Annotated in this window: 20 protein-coding genes; 9 read left to right on the plus strand and 11 right to left on the minus strand. The window is 70.4% G+C overall.

What is annotated here, in order from left to right; translation table 11 throughout:
- The first annotated feature begins 100 nt into the window (after positions 1-100).
- Complete coding sequence (locus AAF430_23725) at positions 101-1267, plus strand: acyl-CoA dehydrogenase family protein (GenBank protein MEM7413261.1); 1167 nt, start codon at positions 101-103, stop codon at positions 1265-1267.
- Between the two features lie 101 nt (positions 1268-1368).
- Here AAF430_23725 and AAF430_23730 read toward each other — a convergent pair whose 3' ends face one another.
- Positions 1369-2196 carry an N-acetylmuramic acid 6-phosphate etherase gene (locus tag AAF430_23730; GenBank protein MEM7413262.1) on the minus strand — a complete coding sequence of 276 codons (828 nt, stop codon included), beginning with the start codon at positions 2194-2196 and terminating at the stop codon, positions 1369-1371.
- A gap of 147 nt (positions 2197-2343) precedes the next feature.
- Here AAF430_23730 and AAF430_23735 point away from each other — a divergent pair, with 147 nt between their 5' ends.
- From AAF430_23735 to AAF430_23745, 3 genes are read left to right on the plus strand one after another with little or no spacing between them, the layout of a single operon-like run.
- On the plus strand, positions 2344-4692 hold the full coding sequence (locus tag AAF430_23735) for a Smr/MutS family protein (GenBank protein ID MEM7413263.1): 2349 nt from the start codon (positions 2344-2346) through the stop codon (positions 4690-4692).
- Between the two features lie 24 nt (positions 4693-4716).
- Positions 4717-5193 (plus strand): hypothetical protein, encoded by a 477-nt coding sequence (locus AAF430_23740; GenBank protein ID MEM7413264.1) that lies wholly within the window; start codon positions 4717-4719, stop codon positions 5191-5193.
- A gap of 12 nt (positions 5194-5205) precedes the next feature.
- Entirely contained in the window at positions 5206-5655 is a 450-nt protein-coding gene (locus AAF430_23745) for a hypothetical protein (protein ID MEM7413265.1), read from the plus strand.
- Positions 5656-5705: 50 nt separating this feature from the next.
- Here AAF430_23745 and AAF430_23750 read toward each other — a convergent pair whose 3' ends face one another.
- Both AAF430_23750 and AAF430_23755 read right to left on the minus strand, forming a co-directional pair.
- Complete coding sequence (locus AAF430_23750) at positions 5706-7046, minus strand: FAD-dependent oxidoreductase (GenBank protein MEM7413266.1); 1341 nt, start codon at positions 7044-7046, stop codon at positions 5706-5708.
- Between the two features lie 51 nt (positions 7047-7097).
- Positions 7098-7817, minus strand: a complete 720-nt coding sequence (locus tag AAF430_23755; GenBank protein ID MEM7413267.1) for a haloacid dehalogenase-like hydrolase — start codon at positions 7815-7817, stop codon at positions 7098-7100.
- A gap of 23 nt (positions 7818-7840) precedes the next feature.
- Between AAF430_23755 and AAF430_23760 the strand changes: the two genes are divergently transcribed.
- Entirely contained in the window at positions 7841-8719 is an 879-nt protein-coding gene (locus tag AAF430_23760) for a homocysteine S-methyltransferase family protein (GenBank protein MEM7413268.1), read from the plus strand.
- Positions 8720-9211: 492 nt separating this feature from the next.
- Here the strand turns inward: AAF430_23760 and AAF430_23765 are convergent, their stop codons facing one another.
- From AAF430_23765 to AAF430_23790, 6 genes are all read right to left on the minus strand, one after another.
- Positions 9212-9838: a PEP-CTERM sorting domain-containing protein gene (locus AAF430_23765; GenBank protein ID MEM7413269.1), complete on the minus strand. Its 627-nt coding sequence runs from the start codon at positions 9836-9838 to the stop codon at positions 9212-9214.
- 157 nt (positions 9839-9995) lie between these two features.
- On the minus strand, positions 9996-11261 hold the full coding sequence (locus AAF430_23770) for an MFS transporter (GenBank protein ID MEM7413270.1): 1266 nt from the start codon (positions 11259-11261) through the stop codon (positions 9996-9998).
- Positions 11258-12643: a Mur ligase family protein gene (locus AAF430_23775; GenBank protein MEM7413271.1), complete on the minus strand. Its 1386-nt coding sequence runs from the start codon at positions 12641-12643 to the stop codon at positions 11258-11260. The genes AAF430_23770 and AAF430_23775 overlap by 4 nt, the downstream gene beginning before the upstream one ends.
- 140 nt (positions 12644-12783) lie before the next feature.
- Positions 12784-13110 carry a hypothetical protein gene (locus AAF430_23780; GenBank protein MEM7413272.1) on the minus strand — a complete coding sequence of 109 codons (327 nt, stop codon included), beginning with the start codon at positions 13108-13110 and terminating at the stop codon, positions 12784-12786.
- Positions 13111-13120: 10 nt separating this feature from the next.
- Positions 13121-13885: an NRDE family protein gene (locus AAF430_23785; GenBank protein ID MEM7413273.1), complete on the minus strand. Its 765-nt coding sequence runs from the start codon at positions 13883-13885 to the stop codon at positions 13121-13123.
- Positions 13886-14055: 170 nt separating this feature from the next.
- Positions 14056-15405, minus strand: a complete 1350-nt coding sequence (locus AAF430_23790; GenBank protein ID MEM7413274.1) for a patatin-like phospholipase family protein — start codon at positions 15403-15405, stop codon at positions 14056-14058.
- Between the two features lie 351 nt (positions 15406-15756).
- Between AAF430_23790 and AAF430_23795 the strand changes: the two genes are divergently transcribed.
- A complete protein-coding gene (locus AAF430_23795) occupies positions 15757-17136 on the plus strand; it encodes a hypothetical protein (protein ID MEM7413275.1) in 1380 nt (459 codons plus the stop codon).
- 42 nt (positions 17137-17178) lie between these two features.
- On the opposite strand, the gene AAF430_23800 is transcribed toward AAF430_23795, so the two are convergent.
- Both AAF430_23800 and AAF430_23805 read right to left on the minus strand, forming a co-directional pair.
- Positions 17179-18495, minus strand: a complete 1317-nt coding sequence (locus AAF430_23800; GenBank protein ID MEM7413276.1) for a vWA domain-containing protein — start codon at positions 18493-18495, stop codon at positions 17179-17181.
- The gene (locus AAF430_23805) at positions 18492-19637 is read right to left on the minus strand and encodes a M28 family peptidase (protein ID MEM7413277.1); all 1146 of its coding nucleotides are present in this window, start codon (positions 19635-19637) and stop codon (positions 18492-18494) included. The genes AAF430_23800 and AAF430_23805 overlap by 4 nt, the downstream gene beginning before the upstream one ends.
- 404 nt (positions 19638-20041) lie before the next feature.
- Between AAF430_23805 and AAF430_23810 the strand changes: the two genes are divergently transcribed.
- From AAF430_23810 to AAF430_23820, 3 genes are all read left to right on the plus strand, one after another.
- On the plus strand, positions 20042-21547 hold the full coding sequence (locus AAF430_23810; GenBank protein MEM7413278.1) for a YifB family Mg chelatase-like AAA ATPase: 1506 nt from the start codon (positions 20042-20044) through the stop codon (positions 21545-21547).
- Positions 21548-21775: 228 nt separating this feature from the next.
- A complete protein-coding gene (locus AAF430_23815) occupies positions 21776-21985 on the plus strand; it encodes a hypothetical protein (GenBank protein ID MEM7413279.1) in 210 nt (69 codons plus the stop codon).
- A 212-nt stretch (positions 21986-22197) separates the two neighbouring features.
- Positions 22198-22404, plus strand: a 207-nt coding sequence (locus AAF430_23820; protein MEM7413280.1) for a hypothetical protein, incomplete at its 3' end; no start/stop codon positions are given.

Genomic DNA, 22404 nt, shown 5'->3' on the forward strand with positions numbered 1-22404 from the left:
CACCCCGCCTCCGGGCTTGCCTGTTTCTGGGGCCCGGCTCTGCGCGGCAGGTCCCGGCCGGGCGCATTACTCTGGGAAGCCTGAAGGAGACCCCACCCCCATGGCCGAATTCCAAGGACTCGACTTCCTCCACCTCGACGCGCTGCTCTCCGACGAAGAGCGCCTCGCCCGCGACACCGTGCGCGAATGGGTCAGCAACGAGTTCCTGCCAACGATCCAGGAACACGTCCGCCAGGACGGGTCCTTCCCGATGGAGCTGGTTCCCCAGATCGCCGAACTCGGCCTGTTCGGCGCGAACCTCTCAGGGTACGGCTGCGCGGGCATGAACAACGTGGCCTACGGCCTGGTGATGCAGGAGCTCGAGCGCGGCGACTCGGGGCTGCGCTCCTTCGCCTCGGTGCAGGGCTCGCTCGTGATGTACCCGATCCACGCCTACGGCTCCGACGAGCAGAAGGAGCGCTGGCTCCCCGAGCTCGCCGCCGGGCGCGCGGTCGGCTGCTTCGGTCTCACCGAGCCCGACGCCGGCAGCCACGTGGGCGCGATGCGCACCCGCGCCGAGCGACGCGGAAACGGCTGGGTGCTCAACGGTACGAAGCGCTGGATCACCAACGGCAGCCTCTCGAAGGTCGCCGTGATCTGGGCCCAGACCGAAGACGGCGTGCGCGGCTTCCTCGTCGAGTGCGACCGGCCCGGGTTCGAGGCGCGCGACATCAAGGGGAAGTTCTCCCTGCGCGGGTCGGTGACCTCCGAGCTCTTCCTCACCGATGTCGAGATTCCCGACGAGAATCGCCTGCCGAAGGTCGAGGGACTGCGCGGGCCGCTCTCGTGCCTCACCCAGGCTCGCTACGGCATCGCCTGGGGCGCCACTGGCGCGGCGATGGCCTGCTACGACGAGGCCCTCCAGTACAGCCTCGAGCGCGAGGTGCAGGGCGGCGTCCTGGCCTCGAAGCAGATCACCCAGGAAAAGCTCGTCTACATGCTCACCGAGATCACCAAAGCGCAGCTGCTCACGCTGCGGGTCGGACGGATCAAGGACGAGGGCAACCTCGAGCACGCGATGGTGTCGCTGATCAAGCGCAACAACGTCGACACGGCACTGACGATCGCGCGCATGGCACGCGACCTGCTCGGCGCCAACGGTATCGTCGACGACTACCAGGCTATGCGGCACATGGTGAACCTCGAGACGGTGCGCACCTACGAAGGCACCCACGACGTCCACACCCTGATCCTGGGCGAGACGATCACCGGGCACCGGGCGCTCTAGCCCCGCCTGGGGGTTGCCGGCGCAGGAGCATCGCGCGATGCGGTCGCAGGGCGCGGCCCGAGGCGCTCAGCCCTTTCGTCGTGCGCGAAGCGCCCGAGGCCTCAGCCTGGGTTCGACGCGAGTCTCCGCGAAGCCTCGGCGACGTTGCCGTCGCAGTCCGCGAGCAGCTCGCTGGCCGACTCGCGGTCGAGGCCCCCCAGCGCCATCACGATGCGAATCCCGCGGTCGCGCAGCTTCTCAGAAGCGGGCGTCAGGTGGGTCATCAGGTTCCCGGCGACGTACCCGAGCCGCACCATCACGGTCGTGGAGAGCAGGTGGAGCACCATCTTCTGGGCCAGACCGCCCTTCATGCGCGTCGAACCGGCGATCACCTCGGGACCGACGACCGGCACGATCGCGATCTCCGCTCCCTCCGCGAGGGGCGAGCCCGGGTTGCAGGTGATCGCCACCGTGCGCGCTCCGACCTCGTGGGCCGCGTCGAGACTGCCGAGGGTGAACTTCGTGTGCCCGCTCGCCGAGATCGCGACGACCACGTCGCCCGCGGTGAGGCCCCGCTCCTGGAGCGAGAAGATCGCGCGTTCGGGCTGGTCTTCCGCGCCTTCGACCGCGCGCACGAGGGCTCCCTCGCCGCCGGCCATGATCGCCTGCACCCGGTGATGCGGCAGACCGAAGGTCGGCGGAACCTCCGCGGCATCGAGGGTACCGAGCCGGCCACTCGTCCCGGCCCCCACGTTGAACCAGCGTCCGCCCCCGGCCAGCGCCACGGCCAACACCTCGGCCGCGTCACCGATCTGGGGCAAGACGGCACCCACGGCTTCCCAGGCGCGGCGGTCTTCGCCGTGGATGGTCTCGACGATGCGCTCGACGCTCCACGCGTCGATGTCGCGGGTCGCTTCGAGGACGGCTTCGGTGGGAGGCGTTTCGGGCATCTCCCGACGTTTCGGCTCGCCCGCCGTTCCGGAAAAGCCCTTCCGTAGCCAGGTGGCGAGCCGCGGCTGCTCTAGGATTCGACCGTGCCGTTCAGCGTGACGCAAAAGACGTTGGAGAGACTCGACTGGCCGGAGATTCTGGCCCGGTTGGGCGAGCTCACGCGTACGCCCCGCGGCCGCCAGTGGCTCCTGGAGCCCGGACCGGAGGCAGGGCCGGAGCTCTTCGCTTCGAGTGATGCCGAGGCCCAGGCGCGTCAGGAGCTCACGGCCGAGGCGCGGGCCATTCTCGAGAGCGGCGTCGCGCCGCCGCTCGGCGGGACACAGCCGCTGGAAGAGCCGCTGGGTCGCGCAGCGCGCGGAGGCGCGCTGACCGGCGACGAGCTGCGCGACGTCGCGCACACCGTCGACACCCTGCACCGCGCGCGGCGCTTCCTGGCGGCCCGAGCGGACGAGGCGCCCGAACTCGCCGATCTGGCTTCGCTGCTGCCCGAGCTCACCGCGCTCGCCTCCCAGATCCACGACTGCATCGACGAGGGCGGCGCCGTGCGCGACGACGCGTCGGCCGCGCTCGCGAACGGGCGACGCGAAGCGCACGAGCTCGCGTCTCGGATCCAGGACCGACTCGCGCGCATCCTGCGCGACGAGACCGTCCGCGGAGCCCTCTCGGACGCCTACTTCACCGTCCGCAACGACCGCTACGTGCTGCCCGTGCGTGCCGACGCCCGGGGCACCGTGCGCGGCATCGTGCACGACGCGTCGGGATCCGGGACGACTCTGTACATCGAGCCCGAGGGACTGGTCGAGCTCAACAACCAGCACAAGCGCGCCGAGCTCGAGGTCGAACGCGAGATCGCCCGCATCCTGCGCGAGCTGTCCGCGGCCGCGGCCCGATCCTCCCCGGAAGTCCTCGGGGGCCTCGACACGCTGGCGCTCCTCGATCTCGCCTTCGCCCGCGCCGCCCTCGCCATCGAACTGAACGCGGTGCGGCCGGAGCTGCAGGATGGCGGCGTGCTCTCGCTGCCCCAACTGCGTCATCCCTGTCTCGACCCCGACAGCGCCGTCCCGAACGATGTGCGGCTCGGCGACGGATTGCAGGTCCTGGTGGTCTCGGGGCCGAACGCCGGCGGCAAGACCGTGGCGATGAAGGCCGCGGCGCTCGCCGTGCTCTTCACCCGCGCCGGGCTCCAGGTTCCCGCCGAGACCCCCGCCCGCTTTGATCTCTTCGACGCCGTCCTGGCCGACATCGGTGACGAACAATCGATCGGACAGAACCTCTCCACCTTCTCGGCGCACATGGCCAACCTCGCCCGCATCGTCGACGAAGCGACCGACCGCAGTCTGGTCGTCCTCGACGAGATCGGAGTCGGCACCGATCCCGGCGAAGGCGCGGCGATCGCCCAGGCGATCCTCGAGACCCTGGCCGACACCGGCGCCACGGTGATCACGACCACCCACTACGGCCTGCTCAAGGAAATGGCGGACGTCGACCCGCGCTTCACCAATGCCAGCGTCGAGTTCGACCCCGAGACCCTGGCTCCCACCTACCGACTGCGCGTCGGCGTGCCGGGGACGTCGTCCGCCACCGCCGTCGCGGCGCGCATGGGGCTGCGCAGCGACGTGCTCGACCGCGCCCACACCTTTCTCGAACGCGAGGACCGCAAGCTCGACCGCATGCTGCACGAGCTCGCCACCAGCCGCGCGGCGCTGGACAGCGAACAGCGGGAGGCATCGCGACTCCGCGAAGAAACCGAAGCGGCGCGCACCGAATACCGCGAGAAACTCGAGCGCCTCCAGGAGCGCCGCGACCAGCTCTACCGCAGCATGCGCGACGACCTCGACGCGGCCTTCCGGGACGCCCATGGCCAGATCGCCGCGGTCATTCGCGATCTGCAGCGCGGAGGCGCGAACCGCGGTCAGCAAGCCACCCGCGCGCGCGAACGGCTCGTCGCGTTGGCCGAGCGCCAGGACGTGAAGGAGCGCGAGGCCGGGGTGCAGCCCACGCCGGACGAACGACCGACACCGATCGACTGGAGCCAGGTGCGTCCCGGAGACCGCGTGCGGGTACTCGGCGGCGGAGAAGGCACGGTGCACGCACTCCCCGACCGCCGCGGTCGCGCCCGCATCGAGGTCGGCGCCGCGCGCCTCACGGTCCCGGCGGATCGCGTCGTCGCGGTCGCGGATTCCACCCAGCCGCGGAAACCGCGCACCGCGCCGAAGCCCCGCCCGACTCCCGTGCCGGCGCCCGCCGAGGGCGGCACCGAGCGCTGCGACCTGCGTGGTCAGCGTGTCGCCGAAGCGATCGATGCACTGACCGAAGCGCTCGATCGCGCGACATCCAGTGGGCGCGACCGGCTGCTGGTGGTGCACGGACTCGGCACCGGCGCGCTGCGGCGTGCCGTACGCGAACACCTGGTGCAATCGCCCTACGTGAGCGGTGTCGCCGCGGCCGGCGCCGACGAAGGCGGAGACGGAGCCAGCGTCGCGCTATTGCGCTGACGGCGCGTGGTAGGCTTCCGCGCCATGGAGCTCCCCAGGCGATCGTTCATGGCGCTGGCCCTGTGCCTGGCGACGAGCGCGTGCGCGACCCCCAGCCCCGAGCCGCCCGTCGATCCCCCCGCCGAAGCCGTCCCGCCCGCAGCCTTCTTCGCCGGGGACTACGAAGTCGTCGGGCGCGACATCGAGGGCAAGCCCTACGCGGGCTGGGCGCGACTCCTCGCCGAGGGCGAAGAACTCTCGATCCACCGCTGTGTCGACGGCATCGAATCGGTCGTTGCGTTCGAACGCTCCACGGCCACCGCCGACGACATCCCTGTGTGGCGCACCCGTTTCTCGCGCGGCGAGGTTCCCTACGAAGCGATGTGTCAGTTCCACGTCGATCTCGACAACTACGCCCGCTTCACCTGCTACACGGTGCCCGTGGGCGAACGTGTCGAGACCCCGGGGCTCGAAGCCCTCTTCCACGCCCAGTGGCCCGTCCCTGAACTCGCCTGTGACTGACCGGGGGCGTTCATGATCCTGCGACTCCTGGTCAGCGGGGCGATCGCCCTCGCGCTGCTCTTCTTCGTGATCTGGTTTGGCTACGGGGTGATCCGCGGTGGGATCGGTCCGCTCTACGAAGAAGGCGACCCGGGACTGCCGCTCCGGCTCGAGGGGGAGACGCCGCTCCAGAGCGACGCCGAGGCCCTGCGCGCCTTCCTCGGCACGAATCCGGCCGCGCGCCTCGAGCGCGCCCTGGCCGAGCAGGACGTGCGCTTCCTCGGCGTGCAGCGCGAAGGCCTCGAGGTTCCGGGACTCCCGCCGGGCGAGTCGATCGCGCCCTCCCGGGTGCTGGTGGTCCCGGGCACCGGCACTGTGTACCGATCGGGCGATCACGCGAACCTCGACCGACGCGCGCTCCGCTATGCGAGCGCCTACAACGCGCTGCTGCTGAAGCGACTCACGGAGCTCCGCGGCTCCTGAGCGCGCGAGCTCGTCCGCGCGCCACAGCGACGGCGCGGGGTATCGATGGGCTAGCCGGCCGTCTCTTCGCGCAACAGACTGTCGGCCGCCTGTTCGCCCGAGCGCACGGCGCCTTCGGGGGTCGGTGCCACGCTGTAGTCCCCGGCGAACGCGAGTCTTCGACCGGTCGCGCGCCGGTCGCGTTGCACCCGCCGGAAGCGGGCCAGCTCGCGGTACGCGCCCACATCGAAGCGCGGCGCACCGAAGCGATAGCGGAAGACTCGGGTGAACTCGACGCTGCGCGCGAGCCCCGGCCAGAGCCGCTCGACCTCGACGAGGAGTTCCTTCTCGAGGGTCTCGTCGGGAGTCTCCAGGTGGTTCGCCGCGAAGCGGCCGCTGGCCACCAGCGTCGCAACGCCCCCGTCGCTGGGAGCGCGCCCGCCGCGCTCCCCAGGCTCGACCAGCACCGCGCCGAGCGGCGAACCCGACTCGGTCGACACCCAGAGGTGTCTCGTGCGGTTGACCAGCGGCCGTACCAGGGCAGCGGACACCGTCAGCGCCGGTGCGTAGCGCACGCCGCGCAGATAGCGAAGCTCGGGCGTGGTCAACACGGGTGCGGAGAGTCGCGCCGCCAAGGGCGCCGGCGTGGCCAGCACCAGCGCGTCGCCGACCAGGCTGCGCCCCTCCACGGTCACGGCGCGGAAGCCGCCGTCCTGCCCCGGTTCGATCGAGCGCACCGGGCAGCCCAGGACGACTTCGAGATCCTCGGCCGCGCGTTCGAAAAGGTCACTCAGGGGCCCTCGCAGGCGACCGGGCATGGCGAACCCGTCGCAGGCGAGCTGCTGCAGGAACTGGAGCCGGCTCACCTCGTGCGGGTCTCCCAGCGTGGTCCCGCAGCCGACGGGCCCCATCCAGCGTTCGAGCACGCTGCTCCCGAAGTACAGCCGCGCGAAGTCGGCGAGGCTGCGGTCGTCGTACTGCTCCGCCGCTTCGGCGGCCCCCAAGTCCAGCGCCGCGCCGTAGCGGGACAGCAGGCGCGGCAGGCGAATCAGCCGCAGCGCATGCCAGCGCTGGACACCGGGAATCTTCGCAACGTCCCGCCAGCTGCGCAGCGCGATCTCGCGCGCGCCCCCCTCGTCGCAGAATGCGGTGGCGACGGGCTTCACCGGCAGCAGCTCGTCGCGGAGACCGAGCGCATCGATCCAGGCGAGCAACCGCTGCTGGCCCGCGGTCACCAGGAAGGGCGACGGCTCGAGGTCATAGCCGTCCACCCGGCCGCCGGCATGACGGCCGCCGAGTCGCTCGGCGCCGTCGATCACGGTCACGCGGCAACCCGCGCGTGCGAGACGCGAGGCGCAGGAGAGCCCGGCGAGACCGGCTCCGACGATGAGCACGTGGCGGGGGGGCGGCACGCGGGGACGGTACCCGGTCCCCGGCGTCCCGCTAGCGCGCGTCCGGCCCCGCTAGAGGTCTGGAGACGGCGCTCCGAGCCGATCGAGCGCCGCCACCACGTCGTGGAGGGTTTCGAAGCGCTCGAAGGGGGCGCCTTCCCGCGCGAGGGCCGTCGCCAGCGAGTCCTTCGCGAATGCGGTGTCGGCTTCGATGGCGCCGCAGCGATCCGAGACGCGGCCGTTTCCCACGTGCACGAGATGGGCCCCGGGCTGTTCCCGGCGGTAGGCCCGCAGCCAGTCGCCCTTGCAGGTGCCGGTCCCGCAGCCGCAGGAGTCACTGGGTGCGCCCGGGGCGATCCGCCAGCACCCCCCTTCGAAACGCAATCCGTTCGCCGTGTAGTCGAAGCGCACGCCGTGGATCACCTGGAGCCGGTCCAGGTTCCAGTCGAAGCCGTCCGACAGGATCCGGAACGGCACGCCCCGGTCCTCACAAGCGGTCAGGAGCGCCGACGCGCCCGGGTCGAGGTCGATCGTCTGCAGGAATGCCTCGGTGGCCGCCTCATCGATGGCGAGGCCATCGAGGATCTCGAGGTTGTACTCCCAGGGCGTGATCTCGCCGCGTTCGTAGCGCTGCCACTCGCTGGCCTGGCGCTGGCCGCCGTAGCGGACGCCGAGTGTCGCTCCGACGTCCTGCACAGAGAAGGTGCCATCGAAATCGCAGAACACCGCGAGCGGCACCGCGCCGTGGTCCGTGTCGACGCCGTCGGGATCCAGGGTGGGCGCATCGGGCATGGGACGCGCGAGTATACCCAGCGATGGATTCCGAACCGCGCGCTTTCGCCTCCCGGCTCCACTCCCGCGAACTCCTGGTTCTGGACGGCGCAACCGGCACCGAGCTCGAGCGGCGCGGGGTCGCGACGCAGCTCCCGCTCTGGTCCGCGGCCGCGATCGAGTCGCACCCCGAGGTGCTGGCGGAGATCCACGCGGACTACGCGGCGCGCGGGGTCGACGCGCTCACCGCCAACACCTTCCGGACCCAGCGGCGCACCCTCGCCCGCAGCGGACGTGCGGACGTCGCGGGAGCGTGGACGACCGCGGCCGTCGCGATCGCCCGGCGGGCGGCGGGCCACCGGCTGGCCGTACTCGGTTCCTGCCCCACCCTCGAGGATTGCTATCGCCCGGACCGGGTTCCGGAAGCCGATGCACTCGCCACAGAGCACGCGGAACACACGGGCCACCTCGCGCGCGCCGGGGTCGACGGCATCCTGGTCGAGACCATGAACACCCAGCGCGAGGCCGTCGCCGCCACCCGCGCTGCCATCGCGCATGGGCTGCCGGTCATCACGACCTTCGTGTGCTGGGAAGGGCCGACGCTCCTGTCGGGGGAGCCCCTCGCGGACGCGTTGCGGGCAGCTGCCGATGTCGGCGCGGACGTCGTCGGCGTGAACTGTCTGCCCGCCTCGAACGCGTTGCGTTGTCTCGACACCCTCGCTGCCAGCGACCTGCCGTTCGCGGTCTACGCCAATCTCGGAGAACCCGAAGACGAGCAAGGCTTCCGTCGCAGCGAAGCGCTTTCGCCCGACGCGTTCGCGCAACATGCGCATCGCTGGTGCGAAGCCGGCGCGCGCATCGTCGGCGGCTGCTGCGGAACCGAGCCGGCGCACCTCGAGGCGGTCGTTTCGCGCTTGCGGTGACCGAGGGTGTCGCTCGGCGGAGAGCGGTGACGCGAATTGTGTCACCCGCTCGCGGTGGGCTGCCGGTGTGCTGCCGGCCCCGCTTCTTGCGCATTGCCGTGAATCGGGACGAGAAACGAACGCTTAGGGCGTCAGTCGCCGACCGGGGCCTCGCTGGCACACGGATTGCTCTAGCAGGGGTCACCACATACGGAGTCCCCACTCCAAAACGATGTGCCCGGGCCGGCAGCCCCTCCCGTCGCGAAATGCGACGTGCCGGCCCGGGCTACTCGTTTCTGCGACTCCCGACGTCAGGCTCGACGGAAGCGAAGGCGTGCAGAAACGAGTCGGGCGCAGCGCTCCTCCGTCCCTGCTTCGGTCCGCAGTGAGGACGAAACTCCGCTCTCAGGCCGAGCGGATGTCGGAGTGCGCAGCCCGTGCCAGGGCCGGCAGGTCACGCGCGAATCCGGCCGACCCCGCGCCAGGCGGAATCGGCCGGAAGGGGGAATCGCGCTAGGCGAGGCTCTTGCGTCGCGCGCGGCTCGCGATCACGAGACCCGTGGCGAAGATCAGCGCCGCCGAGGGCTCGGGAACCGGGCGCTCCAGGTTCCAGTTGAAGTCACCGCGGTGCCAGTGCTGATCGTTGTAGAACCCGAGCCAGCTCGACAGACCGTACTCGTCGTTCTTGTCGTTGAGCCCGGTACCGAGCTGCGCCCAGTAGTCGTGCTTTCCGCCGATTCGGGTGATGTTGTAGCTGTCGAACGTCCCGTGGGTGGCCGTCAGGGTCCCCGCGACCGTCTTCGCGAACATCCAGTCGTCCTGGCGCTCGTGCCAGCCCGCGCCCTTCAGCGCGGTATGGCCGGCGTCGAGGTACTGCTGGGCCGTCTTGACGTCGCTGAAGGTCACGCTCAGCGCGTAGGTCTTCGAGGGATCGGACTTCGAGTACAGAGCGCCCTCGAGGGTCCAGTGGTCGTCGTTCTTGGTGAACGTGCCGTGGGGATCGAAGTGCAGGTCGGTGGCCACGCCCGGCACCCAGACGGCGTGCTTGTCGGGGTGATGAGCGGAAGCCTTGTAGAGAGTGCTGGCCGAGGCTGCCGCGGGCAGAGCGAGCGCGAGGGCCAAGACGAAGATGCGCAACATGAGGTGTCTCCGGTGGATGGGGTTGCGCTGAGTGAGTGCCCTGGGCTCGCAAAGGGGTGGCGAACCTGCACTTTTGGCCGCAAGTCGGCCGCAGGCATTGCCGCTGCCAGCGAATCTTCGCGCGGGAGCGGAGACGCTCCCTTCCGATCGGCCCGGCTCAGCGCCTGCGCGGGTCGGTGACCCGGAGCGCCACGATCGCGAAGGCCACCAGCTGAAAGCCCGTCGCGATCCACAAGACGGGCGCCTGCCCCACCGCGACCGCCAGGAGACCGCCGGCGAGCGCCCCGAGCGCCGCCACGAGCTCCGAGGCCGAGTTCGCCACGGCGATCCGCAGTGGGAGCTGCTCGCGGCTCCCGAACTCGAGGACGAGGTTCTGCGCGGACATCTGGAAGCCGCCGAGCCCCAGGCCGATCCCGCCGAAGACGAGCAGCAGGATCCCGAAGGAGGCCGTGTGAAGCAGGGCCACGACCGAGAGGATCCACAGCGCGAGCGCCGCGAGGAAGGTGGCGCGATACCCACGCCGGTCGGCGACGACGCCCCAACCGAAGTTGCCGACGCTCTGCGTGAGAACGAAGGCCGCGGTCAGCTGCCCGAGTTGGCTGCCGCCGATCTCCTGGGTGCCGGACGCGTACAAGACATACAGGGGCATCCCCATCCGTCCCATCACGGCGAGCGCTCTTGCCAGGAAGTAGACCGTGAACTCCCGGTCCGAGCGCAACAGGCTCGGGAGCTCGCGGAGACGCTCGAACACCCCTGCGCGTTCCCGCACGGCGGGCGACGCGGGCTCGCGCACGAAGAGCAGCGTGGCGAGCCCGACCGAGGTGAACACGAAGGCCAATAGGAAGGTGGCGGCGTAGCCGTTCCCGAGCGCGTTGCGCTCGATCAGTACCTCGCCGGCCGCGAGCGAGACGAGGAACGCGGTGGTCCCGCCGAGCGCGTTGCGCAGCCCCATCAAGCGGCCGCGTACCTCGACCGGGATCACCTTCGCGTACAGGAAGTTGAAGACGACGCCCTGGATCCCGAGGAACACACCGAACAGACCCAGGAACACCCAAGCGCTGTAGAGCGGACCGGGCTGGGGCAGGAAGAGTCCGCCGAGCGCGAGCCCGAGGATCATCACACGCATCGACACGCCGATGAGGAAGCCGACGGGGAGCACGCGGCGCCGGTGCTCGATCAGGGTCGCCCCGACGATCGGAGACAGGAACATCCCCAGGTACTGGAGCGCGCGCGCCACGCCGACCGCCCATTCGGTCCCCGCCAGCGCAAACACGTAGGCCGGCACCAGCGTCGGCGCGTTGAGCAGACGCATGCCGGTCTGGCCGAGCATCCCGTGCGCGAGATGCGCCACATAGTTGCGCCGTAGGGTCGCGCGGACCTCGGCCTGGAAGGCCGCTTCGGCGCTGGCCGACGGCGGGTTCACGCGGGGTCCGCGAGCGCTTCGGCTTCGGGGGTTGGGCTCGGGGGGTCCGACCAGAGGCGCCGCGCGATGCCAGCCAGGTAGACCGACCCCGACGCACACAAGGTGGTGCCGGAGGGCAGAGCAGCCCGGGTTCGACGGAGCGCCTCCTCCGCGTCGTCGATCGCGAGCACGGGCAGGGTGGAACGTCGCGCCTGCACCGCGGCAACCAGCTCGTTCGGATCGAGCGCGCGGATCGGCTCGGCGCGCGTGAACGTGATCGACCGCGCGAGCGGGAGCCACGCCTCGAGGATCGCGTCGCGGTCCTTCCCCGCCGAGAGCGACACGACGAAGTCCACGGCATCGCCGCGCTCGGCGAGAACCCGGGCCAGAGCACGCGCCGACGCCTCGGTGTGGGCCGAGTCCACCACGATCCAGGGATCGGCGGCGAGCGTTTCGATGCGGCCGGGCAATCCGACGCCGGCCAGGCCTTCGCGGGCCGCTGCCGCGATCGCTTCGGGCGCATGGCTGTCGGCGAGCAGACGTCGCGCCGCCGCCACCGCGAGCGCGGCGTTCGCGGGCTGGTGGTCACCGGCGATGGGCAGCGCGAGGGTCACCTCGAATGCGCCCTCTCCCGTCGTCAGGGTCGCGCCCGTCGCGCTGGTCTCGAAGGCCAACGCGATGTGCTCACCTACGCGAAACAGCGGCGCCCCGACTGCACGAGCGCGCTCCTCGGTCACCGCCGCCGCTTCGGGCACCAGCGGGCCCATCAGCGCCGGGACGCCCGGCTTCCAGATCCCCGCCTTCTCGCCCGCGATCGCGGCCAGCGTCGTGCCCAGGCGGTCGGTGTGCTCGAGCTCGATCTGGGTCACTGCGGTGACCGCCGGCGTCACGGCGTTGGTCGAGTCGAGGCGCCCGCCGAGTCCGACCTCGAGGATCGCGTGGTCGACGTCGGCCTCCTGGAAGAGCAGCAGCGCGACCGCGGTGGTGGCGTCGAAGAAGGAGGGCACGCTGTCGCCCCCCGCCTCGCGCAGGGCGTCCACCTCGGGGCGCACCCGCTCGACCGCCGCCGCCAGCGAGGCCTCCGCGACCGGGACCCCATCGATGCGGAACCGCTCGATCCAACTCTCGAGATGCGGAGACGTGAAGGTTCCCACGCGGCATCCCGCAGCGAGAAGGATCGCCTCCGCAAAGAGCGCGGTGGAGCCCTTCCCCTTCGACCCGGCAACGTGGAAGATCGAGAGCCCGGCGTCGGGGCGATCCAGTCGCGCCAGCAGGGCCTCGATGGGCGCGAGGGAGAGTCGGGCCGGTCCCGGCACCCGCTCCTTCTCGAGGTTGATCAAGCCTTCGAGGTAGGACGCGGCCTCGGCGAGGCTGGCGATCGGGGCGGTAGCACGACGCGTCATGGGGGTGGCCTTCCGGGCCGCAGGACGCTCGGGGTCGCGCGCAGACGCCCCCTGTCGAGACGTGGACGCGCTTCCTGCGCCCGAAACGAAACGAGGCGGCCGAAGCCGCCTCGTCGAATCAGTCGAGAAAGGTCTCGGCGCTATTGGACCATGTAGCGCTTCCACTGGCGGTACTCCTTGACCGCCTCGCTCGTGGAACCCGCTGCCGGGAAGAAGAACTTCACCGCATGGCCGCACTCGCGGCAGATCTTGTAGCAGAACTTGAAGCCGTCGATCTCCCGGTTGCCGCCAACCAGCTCCCGGTTCTCGTCGCGGCAGCACGCGGAGGCGTTCACCGGCGAGACGATCTTCTTCGGGTAGTCGTTCCGCGGCTTCTCGTCGTCCGTGTACTTGATGATGTTGCGGACGATGCGGTTCGCCTTGGCGTCCGTGTTCTGCTTGCGAATGTTGCTGCCGATTCTTCTCAACGGTTCTTCCTCATGCTTGCACCCCCTCCGTCGCCTGGATTCCCAGGTCGTGGAGGAGTGGGGTCAAATCGCGATAGGTCGCCTCGCAGGGCGGGCCGTCGGCGTAGTGAAGCCACGGAGACGGTCCGTTGCGAAACAGGGTGGAGCTGCGTGTGCCGTAGGGGCCCGCGTGAACGCAGGTGGCGTCGAGGCCGTCACCGGTGTGAGCGCGGCAGAGGTCCGCCAACCGCTCGGGGCCGGCGTCGCCCTCGGCCGCGACCGCGTCGACTTCGCGCCGCAGGCGATCGAGCTTCTGGGAGGGTTCGTCGGGGTGGACGTTCCCCACGACGTGGGCGCCGGGCGCGAGCGGGCGATGCTCGGGCCGATCGGCGTAGGTGATCCAGTGGGCGCTCTCGCCGTCGGCGAGGAAGAGATTGAAGGGGTTGTAGGTCGCCTCGGGCAGGTCGGCGAAGCGCTTCGCGGCCTCGGCCGCGGTGGGCTGGGCCAGGGCATCCATCACCAGCAGGCCTCGCGAGCGGCGGTTCGGATCGGGCTCGGTAACCCGGCGATTCGTGATCGCGGTGAACAAGCCGTGCGCATTCACACCCAGCCACGTCCCACCCGCCCGCAGATCCCGCGGGGCCACCACGCTCGCTGCGTCGGCGGTGTGATCGGTGGGCGTGAGAGTGCGCAGGGCCGGTCCCTCCGTGGGGCGCTCGTGGAATTCGTCCCGGTTGGCTGCGACGACCAGCGGAGCTCCCGCGAGGCATCGGTGGAAGGCGATCAGTGTGCACATCCAGCGATCCGAGGCGTTCGGGACGACAACCGGCCGAGGTTTCCGGGGGCCGCGAGCGCGAGGCGCCGGCTCGGGCGAGTCGGGGAAAGTAGCGGAAATGTGGAGGTTTCGCCACTACACCGACACGAACGAGAACACGTTCCCTTAGTGGCGGGCGAGGCTCGAAAGGCTCAGGACGCCACGAGGCGAAGGTTGGCCTCTTCGGGTCCTTCCTCTTCCACGTCTTCGGTGTCCCAGCCCTGGGCGACGCGCGCCCGGGCAGCGCGCCGCTGCGCCGCGGCGCGGTCGAGGCCCAGGCCGTAGCGCCCGAAGACCGCCTCGAGCTGGTCGTAGTTCTGCTCGATCGTCGATCGGACCGACTCGAACCCCTGCTGGACCGCCGTCGCACGCCGCCACACCGCCATCGGGTTCGTCGAGAAGTAGTCGGCGTCGTTCTCGCGCGGCTCGAGCAGCACGATGTCGCCCTGGAAGCGGTCGTCGGCGAGATAGCGCTGGACGCCGAGCTTGAGGCGCGAGTGCAGCAGGGTGCGGAAGACCTGATTGATGATCGCCTTGAGCCCGCGATCGGCGAGGTAGCGCCCTTCGGCGAACGACTGGGAGTCCTCCTCCTCGTCGTCGATGCGGTTCAGGAAGGGGCGGAACGGGTTGTAACAGATGATCAGGTCGGCGCCCTTCTCGATCGCGACGTCGATGTTCGCCGTGTGGCGGACACCACCGTCGACGTAGTCGACGCCGTTCAGGCGCGCCGGCTTGTAGAAGATCGGCAGAGCGCTCGATGCCTGGACGGCCTGCGAGATGGTGAGCTCGCTGTTCTCGTCGGCCCCGAAGATCACGCGCTCGGCCGTGTCGAGGTCGCAGGCGGTGACGTACAGCTGCTTTCCGGTCTTCCGCACGAAGGCGCGGAAGTCGTTCGGGATCTTGATCTTCTCGAGGCTGCGACGCAGCCAGCGCTCGAGGCTGGCGTTGTCGAAGAGCCCACCGGGAATGTGGTTCGTGAGCGAGGGCACCTCGCGCTTCGGCGCGATGTGCTGGAAGAGGTGGAGGGCGATGGCCTCGGCGCTCGTGTAGTTCGGCTTGCGCGCGAAGTCCCGGAGCGGGCCCTTGAGCGCGCTGGGGAGGCCCGGCAACCCGCGCGCGAACTCCACGCTGATGCTGGGCAGATAGGCCGCGAGGTCGTAGCTGTACTTCGCGGGACGCGTCAGCCACTCGGAGACGTTGGGCTGGTAGAAATCGATGGGACGCAGCTGGTCGAGCCGCGAGCTCGTTCCGTCGAGCACGCGCACCATCTCGTCGGGCGACACGCCGGCCGCGAGCGAGGAACCGAGGATCGCCCCTGCGGAGATTCCGACGTAGACATCGAGATCGGTGATCTTCCGCTCGACGAGGAAGTCGTTGAGGGCCTTCAGCCCGCCGACCTTGAACGCACCGCCTGTGACGGCGCCCCCCGCGAGTACGAGGGCGACCTTGGGTTGGCGGGGGAGGCGCTTCCCCTCGCTCTTTCGGATCAGAGTCAGTCCCAATGCGAACCCCTGGCGGGAGCGTTCAGAACGAAGAATGCGGGTTCGGGGGGGAGCGTCACCTGGCGGGCAGTTTCGGCCCCATCCCTATGACGCCTTTCGCGAAGTCGCCAGTCTGACGCAGCGCGCGCAGAAAGGGAAGACCGGGAATCCGGGACAGGATCGTCGATATCGCGTAAATCGTTCAGAAATCGAAGCGTTTCCGCTCTTCCTGCGTCGGAGCGAAGCGTCCGGAAGCCGCCGCCAGCATGTCGCGTCGCGTCACATTGAGCGTGGGGATTTGAACACATGCCGATCTTTGTGGTAGGAAGGGAGTTCGCGGGAAGGGCTGTCGCTCGCCTCGGGGGTGAACCGATGACCAAGCAAGCGCTTGCGGTCGCGCTGATCGCAGCTCTCCTCTTCCTGCCCGGCACCACCGGTTGCGCCTCCTTTGGAAGCTCGGGCGGCGCCGATCCGACCGTCCAGACAGACCCGACGGCCCAAACGGATCCGACCGATCCCGCCGCGCCCGGCAACGCAGACCCCGTAGACCTCCCCGACCATCCGCCCGTGGTCGAAGCGCCGAAGAGCGGCGGCAAACCCGGTGTCAGCATGGCCACCCGCGCCCAGAGCGCGATCGAAGGCCTGGTCCTCGGCGCGGTGATCGGTGCCCAGGCCGGACCCATTGGCGCGGCCGTGGGAGCGGGAACCCTGATGCTCTACGGCGCAGTGACCGGCCGCGTTCCGCTCTCCGGCGGCCCGGCCCCGAGCAACCGGCCGCGCGACTACGAAGAACGCCGCGAAGAAGAGCTGGAGGAGGAACTCGACCGCGAGATCGAGCGTGGCGACGACCTCGAGAGCCAGATCGAAGCCGAGCTGAAGCGCCAGGAAGTCCTCCTCGATCAGATCGAAGAGGAAGAGGCCGCGCGTCAGGCCGACGCCGAGCGCCGCTCGGCCGAGCTCTCCCAGGACACGCTGGGCAGCCGCACCGACACGCGCCAGGCCCCCGAGGCCCCGGAAGACCGCGCCCTGCCCCTCGCCATCTTCGAGAAGGAAACGCGCACCATCGAAAAGGGCGAATGGGGCAACAGCCGCGAGCTCGAAGTGATCGTGCGCAGCCTCGACGCCGACGAAGACGGCCAGCCCGAGCAGATCCGCTACTTCGACGAGAAGACCGGCGAGTTCGTGCGCAAGGAGCTGGACCGGGACTACGACGGCAAGATCGACGCCTGGCACGACTACGAGAACGGCAACCTGGTGCGCCGGGCCCTCGACGAAGACAGCGACGGGACCGCCGACGCGTGGGAGGACTACCGCGCCGGCCGGATGGCGGCCCGCGAAGTCGACCGTGATCACGACGGTACCCGCGATGCGTTCTACACCTTCGTCGGGGACTCGCTCGTGGAAGAGCAGCACGACGCGAACAACGACGGCGTGCCCGACCTGATCATCAAGTACGAGGACCGCCTGCGCGTGACCCTCGACGAAGATCGGGACCGCGACGGCCGGATCGACCACTGGACGAAGTACACGATCCGGGACGGCGAGGAGATCGTCGAAACGGTACGCCGAGATACCTCGGGCGACGGCAAGGCCGACGTCTTCGAGAGCTACGACGGCAGCACCGGCAAGGCCGTGCTCGCGAAGCGCGAAGAGGATCGCAACGGCGACGGCGAGATCGACGTGACCTCGATCTACAAGAAGGGGAAGCTGGTCAAGCGCGAGATCAGCAACCCGGACCTCGTTCCGCTCTAGCCGGCCGCGGGTGGCCCCCGCAGCCGCTCACGCCTCACCTGATCACTCCGCGGTGTCGGCCTCGATCTCGAGCTGCTTGCGTTGGATCTCGCGGAAGCGCTTGATCCGGTCGCGCTCGATGTAGAGCATCAGCTCCTTGTTGCGCTCGCGGATGCGTTCGAGCTCGAGGGCGAGGCTCCGTCCGCCCTGGCCGGACGGCTCGAAGTCGAGTTCCACATCGATGTGGGTACTCGTCCCATCCGAAGCCAGCGCGGTGACGCGCACGGCGTTGCGCCCCTCGCGGACGGGCACGAAGCCCGAAAAGCGACCGTCGGGCAACAGACTGACGTCGTAGGAGACCTCGCGGGTGGTGAGGTTCGTGAAGACGACGTCCTCGATGTCGGCGAAGCTCGCCGCCTGCAGGAACGACACGATGTCTCCCGGCTTCTGGACGGGCAGGAACGTGCCTCCGGTGATCCGCGCGATCTCGGTGGCCGCGAAGGGGTTGGTGAGCGCCTTCGGTCCGAGGGCGTAGGTGTTCACAGTGACGCCGGCGCGCTCGGCGAGCCGCGCGGCCGCCACCGCCGCTTGCACGTCGCCCGGATCCGACTCGGAGCCCAGGCCGATCGGGAAGGTCGGCACACCGTCGGTGAGGAAGAGCACGAGCTTCTGGGTGCCGACCCGCGGCGCGCTGCGCGCGCCCTGGAGCCCGGCGAGTTCGGTGATCGCGAGTCGCAGACCCGCGGCGAAGTTCGTGCCACCGTACGGACCGCGGGCGAGGATCTCGGGCAAGCGCGCGCGCACGGCACCGAAGTCGTTCGTGAGCGGCACCTCGAGCCAGGCGTCTTCCTGGTCGTAGCGCTTGCGAAAGCCGGTGTCCGGATTCATCTCGCCCGAGAAGCTGATCACGCCGACGCGAATGCGTCCCGATCCCCGTTGCCCGGCGAGAGTGGCCAACAGCGCGTCGGCAGCGCGCACCTCGGCCGCGAGGATCGCGTCGCCCGGATCCGTGGACACCGTGCGCGCTGGATAGGTGCCCGGCGGCGCACCGCTGGTCGTGGGGTTGATGCCGACCACGCCGTCGCCGTCGACGTCCGTCCCACTGGCGGATCGCGTCGAGCCGGAGATGTCGAGCACGACCATGATGTCGAAGTCGACGGGACGACCGGCGGAAGCGACGGCCACGCCGCGGAGCGGTGCCTGGTGCACCTCGTTGCGGACGACCTCGCCCGGCTCGGGCGACTGCACGAAGATGCGCAAGGGAGCCGGCAGCGCGGGGGCGACGGGCGCTGCGGCCTGCGCATGAGCCGGCCCGGACGCGAGGAGCCCCGCGAGCAACCAGGCGCCGACGAGGGCGACGCCGCGCGCAGCGGCGCTCATGAGGTCGGCGTCGCCTCGGCGGCCGGCGTCTCTGCCGAATCCGCGTTCGAAGTGTCGGCGTCGGCGGGAGCGTCGTCCCCGGACTCGGCCGCCGCTGCCGTTTCGGTGGACGGTCGCGTCGGTTCGGGACGTACCGAGAAGCGATCGATCTTCGCGAGGCGCGCCGCGATCGTGTCGAGCGCGTCGACGATCACCGCGCCGACGCTCGCCAGACTCTCCTCGGCGCAGTGCATCGGCAGATCGTCTGCGGTGCCCGCGTAGACACCGGGCGCCTCCGCGCCACCGAAGGCGGTATCGGCGAGGCCCACGACGGCGCGCAGGCCGCGTTCGCGGAAGGCGGCGTGGCTCGACGTGAAACTCTCGTAGCCGGCGTGCGGCACGAAGCTCTCGGTTTCTCCGAGGCGACGGGCCGCGCGCCAGAACTCCTCGCGGTAGTTGCGATGCGAGCCGAGGTCGCGCGCGATCGCGAGCTCGGCGTCGCAGACGCGGTTGACACTGACCAGCAAGCGCACGTCGTCGAGACGTCCGCCCTGCTGCCAGGTTTCGGCGAGGGTGCGGCTGCCCCACCAGCGCGAGTTCGCCACGTCGCCTTCGCCCTGGCCGAGGCGCCCTTCCCCGTCGAGGAACACGATCTCGACCGTGTAGGGGAACTCGCGACGGGCGAGCACGCGCGCCACCTCGAGCAGGACCGCCGTACCCGACGCACCGTCGTTGGTCCCGACGAAATCGAAGCCCTCGTGACGACCGCTGTCGTAGGGGGCGACGAGCACGAAGCGGTCTGCAGACGTGCCAGGCAGCCGCGCCAGGACGTGGGTGAGCGCGACGGGGGGGAGCCCGTCGGGCGTGGCAACCGTGTCGACCGTCTCGACGGGAACGCCGTAGCGCTCCAGGTAGTCGCGGATGCGGCGCCGGGCCGCCTCGGCTGCGTCCGAGCCCGGCGTTCGGGGCCCCAGAGCCGCCAGCATCTCCAGCTCGGCCCAGGCGGCGGACGCCTGGAAGTCCGCGGGCATCTCCTCGACGGGAGCCGCGGGCTCGGCAGCGTCGTCGACGGGAGACGATCCGCCCACACAGGCGCCGCAGGCCGGCAGGGCCAGGGCGAGGGTCCAGACGAGCGCGCGGGGACGGCGGAGACGGCGGGGCAAGCCTCGAAATCCTTCGAAGAATCGGGGGCCTAGTCTAGCGCCACGGCCTGCCGGCGGGACCGGGATCGGGCTTGCCCGGGCGATGCCCCGACGATCGGCGCCAGGCCACGGACCGTCCTCCCCACCCGCTCCCCGACGCGAACTGGGGGTTCCCCGAAGGGGATACGAAAAAAGTTGCGTGCTTGTGTGACACGAAAGGGTCTTTTGGGCCACTTCCTCAACAGTGGGCCCCTTCTTCGGGTGGGGCTTTTCAAGAGTGGAAGGGCAGGATCTCGTCCTCTGCGGGATCCTGCCTTTCTTCCTTCTGGAGCCCGGGATCGTTCTGCGACCCCATTTTCCCCGTCGGCCACCTCGCTGACTCGACGCCCACGCCTCTCACCCCTCGGTCCCGACTCGAGGGAAGCATGTCCAGAGTCGTCTCCGCGGCGCTCAGCGGCATCGACGGGTTCGGCGTGGAAGTCGAGGTGCGGATCAGCTCGCAGCTTCCGCGCGTCGAGATCTTCGGCTTGCCCAGCGCGGCCGTGCGCGAGAGTGCCGCTCGGGTGCGGGCGGCGCTCGTCGCCGCCGGTGAGAAGTTCCCCGACCGGCGCGTGACGATCCATCTGGCCCCCGCCGATCGGCGCAAGAGCGGGGCGAGCCTCGACCTCGCGATCGCCGTCGGTCTGCTCGCGGCGGCCGGACAACTCGAAGCGCCGGCGCTCGAAGGCGTGGGGTTCCTCGGCGAGCTCGCCCTCGATGGACGCCTGCGTCCCGCGCGCGGTGCCCTGGCGCTCGCCCTCGGTGCACGTGCTGCGGGCTGCCACACGCTGATCGCACCGGGCGCGAGCGCCCGCGAAGCGGCATTGGCGTCCGGGCTGCGGGTGCTCGGGGCCGAAGACCTCGCGACGACGCTGGCGCATCTGCGTGGGGGCGAGCCGCTGTGCGAGATCGGCCCGGCGCCCTTCGATGCAGCAGCGACCCACGTCCCCGACCTGGCCGACGTGCGCGGCCAGACCGTGGCGAAGCGCGCGCTCGAGATCGCGGCCGCTGGAGGACACGGGGTGCTCCTCGTCGGAGCACCAGGTTCGGGGAAGACGATGCTCGCGCGTCGTCTGCCCGGCTTCCTTCCCCCGCTCTCGTGGGACGAAGCCGTCGAGGTGACCCGCATCCACGGCAGCGTCGCTCCGCTGAACGGACCCATCGCAGGACAGCGACCCTTCCGCGCTCCCCATCACACCGCGAGTCCGGCCGGTCTGATCGGAGGCGGCAGGCCGCTTCGGCCCGGCGAGGTATCGCTCGCCCATCACGGCGTGCTCTTCCTCGACGAGTTGCCCGAGTTCGATCGGCGCAGCCTCGAGTCCTTGCGACAGATCCTCGAAGAACGACGCGTCGTGCTGGTGCGCGCCGGGCAGCAGTCGGTGCTGCCCGCCGACTTCCAGCTCGTCGCTGCGGCGAACCCGTGTCCCTGCGGTTGGCTCGGAAGCGGCGTCCGCGACTGCCGCTGCGACGAGGGGCGCGTCGCGCGCTACGGGGCGCGGGTGTCGGGTCCGTTGCTCGACCGCATCGATCTGCACGTGGGGGTGCGACCTGTCCGCTGGTCGGAGTTGGGCGCGCTGCCGAGCGACGGGGACACCTCGCGCGAGGTCCGGACACGGGTCGAGCGCGCTCGGCAACGGCAAGCACACCGCGGCGCGACGAACGCGCGTCTCGACGACGCCGGGCTCGATGCGGCGTTCGACGCAACCCCCGAAGCCCACGCGCTGCTCGGACGCGCGGTCGACGGCCTGGGCCTCTCGGCCCGGGCGGCCCGACGGGTCCTGCGGGTCGCCCGCACCGTGGCAGACCTGGCCGGCGAAGTGCGCGTGGGGCCGCCCGCGATCGCGGAAGCCCTCGGCTACCGGGCCGCTCCCGACGGGATCGGGACGCCGTGAAGCCGCCAGGAGTGCCGTATCGCGTCCCGTTCGGGCGGCCGAACGACGAAATCCGTCACTCGGGCGGCGGACGGCGCCGGCAGCGAGCACGCCGATCGCCGGCGGCGCGGCGGCAACTTCCCGCAAATACAGGGAAATTTGGAGAATCCGAACTTTTCGAGGCGGCCGGCGTCGGACTGGCACGGACTCTGCTTTTCCATAGGGCAAGTCCGCCGAAGGAGAGCTGCCATGCGCGCTTTCGACCGAGCGATCCCGGTTTCGCACCCCTCTCATGCGCCTGATGGGCGCCCGACGACCCTGCTGGCCTTGATCCAGGCCATCGGCGACGTCACTCCCGACGACCGCGAGGTCGTGGCCACCGTCGTGAAGATGCTGCGCGACGGCGAGGTCCGGCTCTGCGGGATCCTGCGGGACACCCCCCTCGACGAAATCCGCTGACCTCGCTCCTCTCGCCCCGCTCCCATCCCGCCTGAGTTCGCGCGCCTTGACCCGCTCGCGGCGGCCAGGGAACATCCGCACCGTGCGGCGGGCACCGCGGGGAATCCGCCGCCGGGGGGTATGGCATGGGGGAACGGGACGAAACGGTCCCGCGCGCGGGATCCGCGCGCGGTGGTCGCAAGCCGCCGCGCGGCGGCACCCAGAAGCGAAACGTGAGCCAATCGAAGAAGCGCGGACGCAAACCGGCGAAGAGCAGCAAGCGGGCGGCTGGAGACGAAGAGGGCGGGAGCCGTCGCTCCGCCGCCGAAATGGCGCGCCAGGCGCGCGACATCTCGGTCTCCGAGTTCTTCGCCAAGAACCGCCACCTGCTCGGCTTCGACAACCCGTCGAAGGCGTTGCTCACGACGGTCAAGGAAGGC

This window comes from Myxococcota bacterium (genome assembly GCA_039030075.1).
GTDB lineage: Bacteria > Myxococcota_A > UBA9160 > UBA9160 > SMWR01 > JAHEJV01.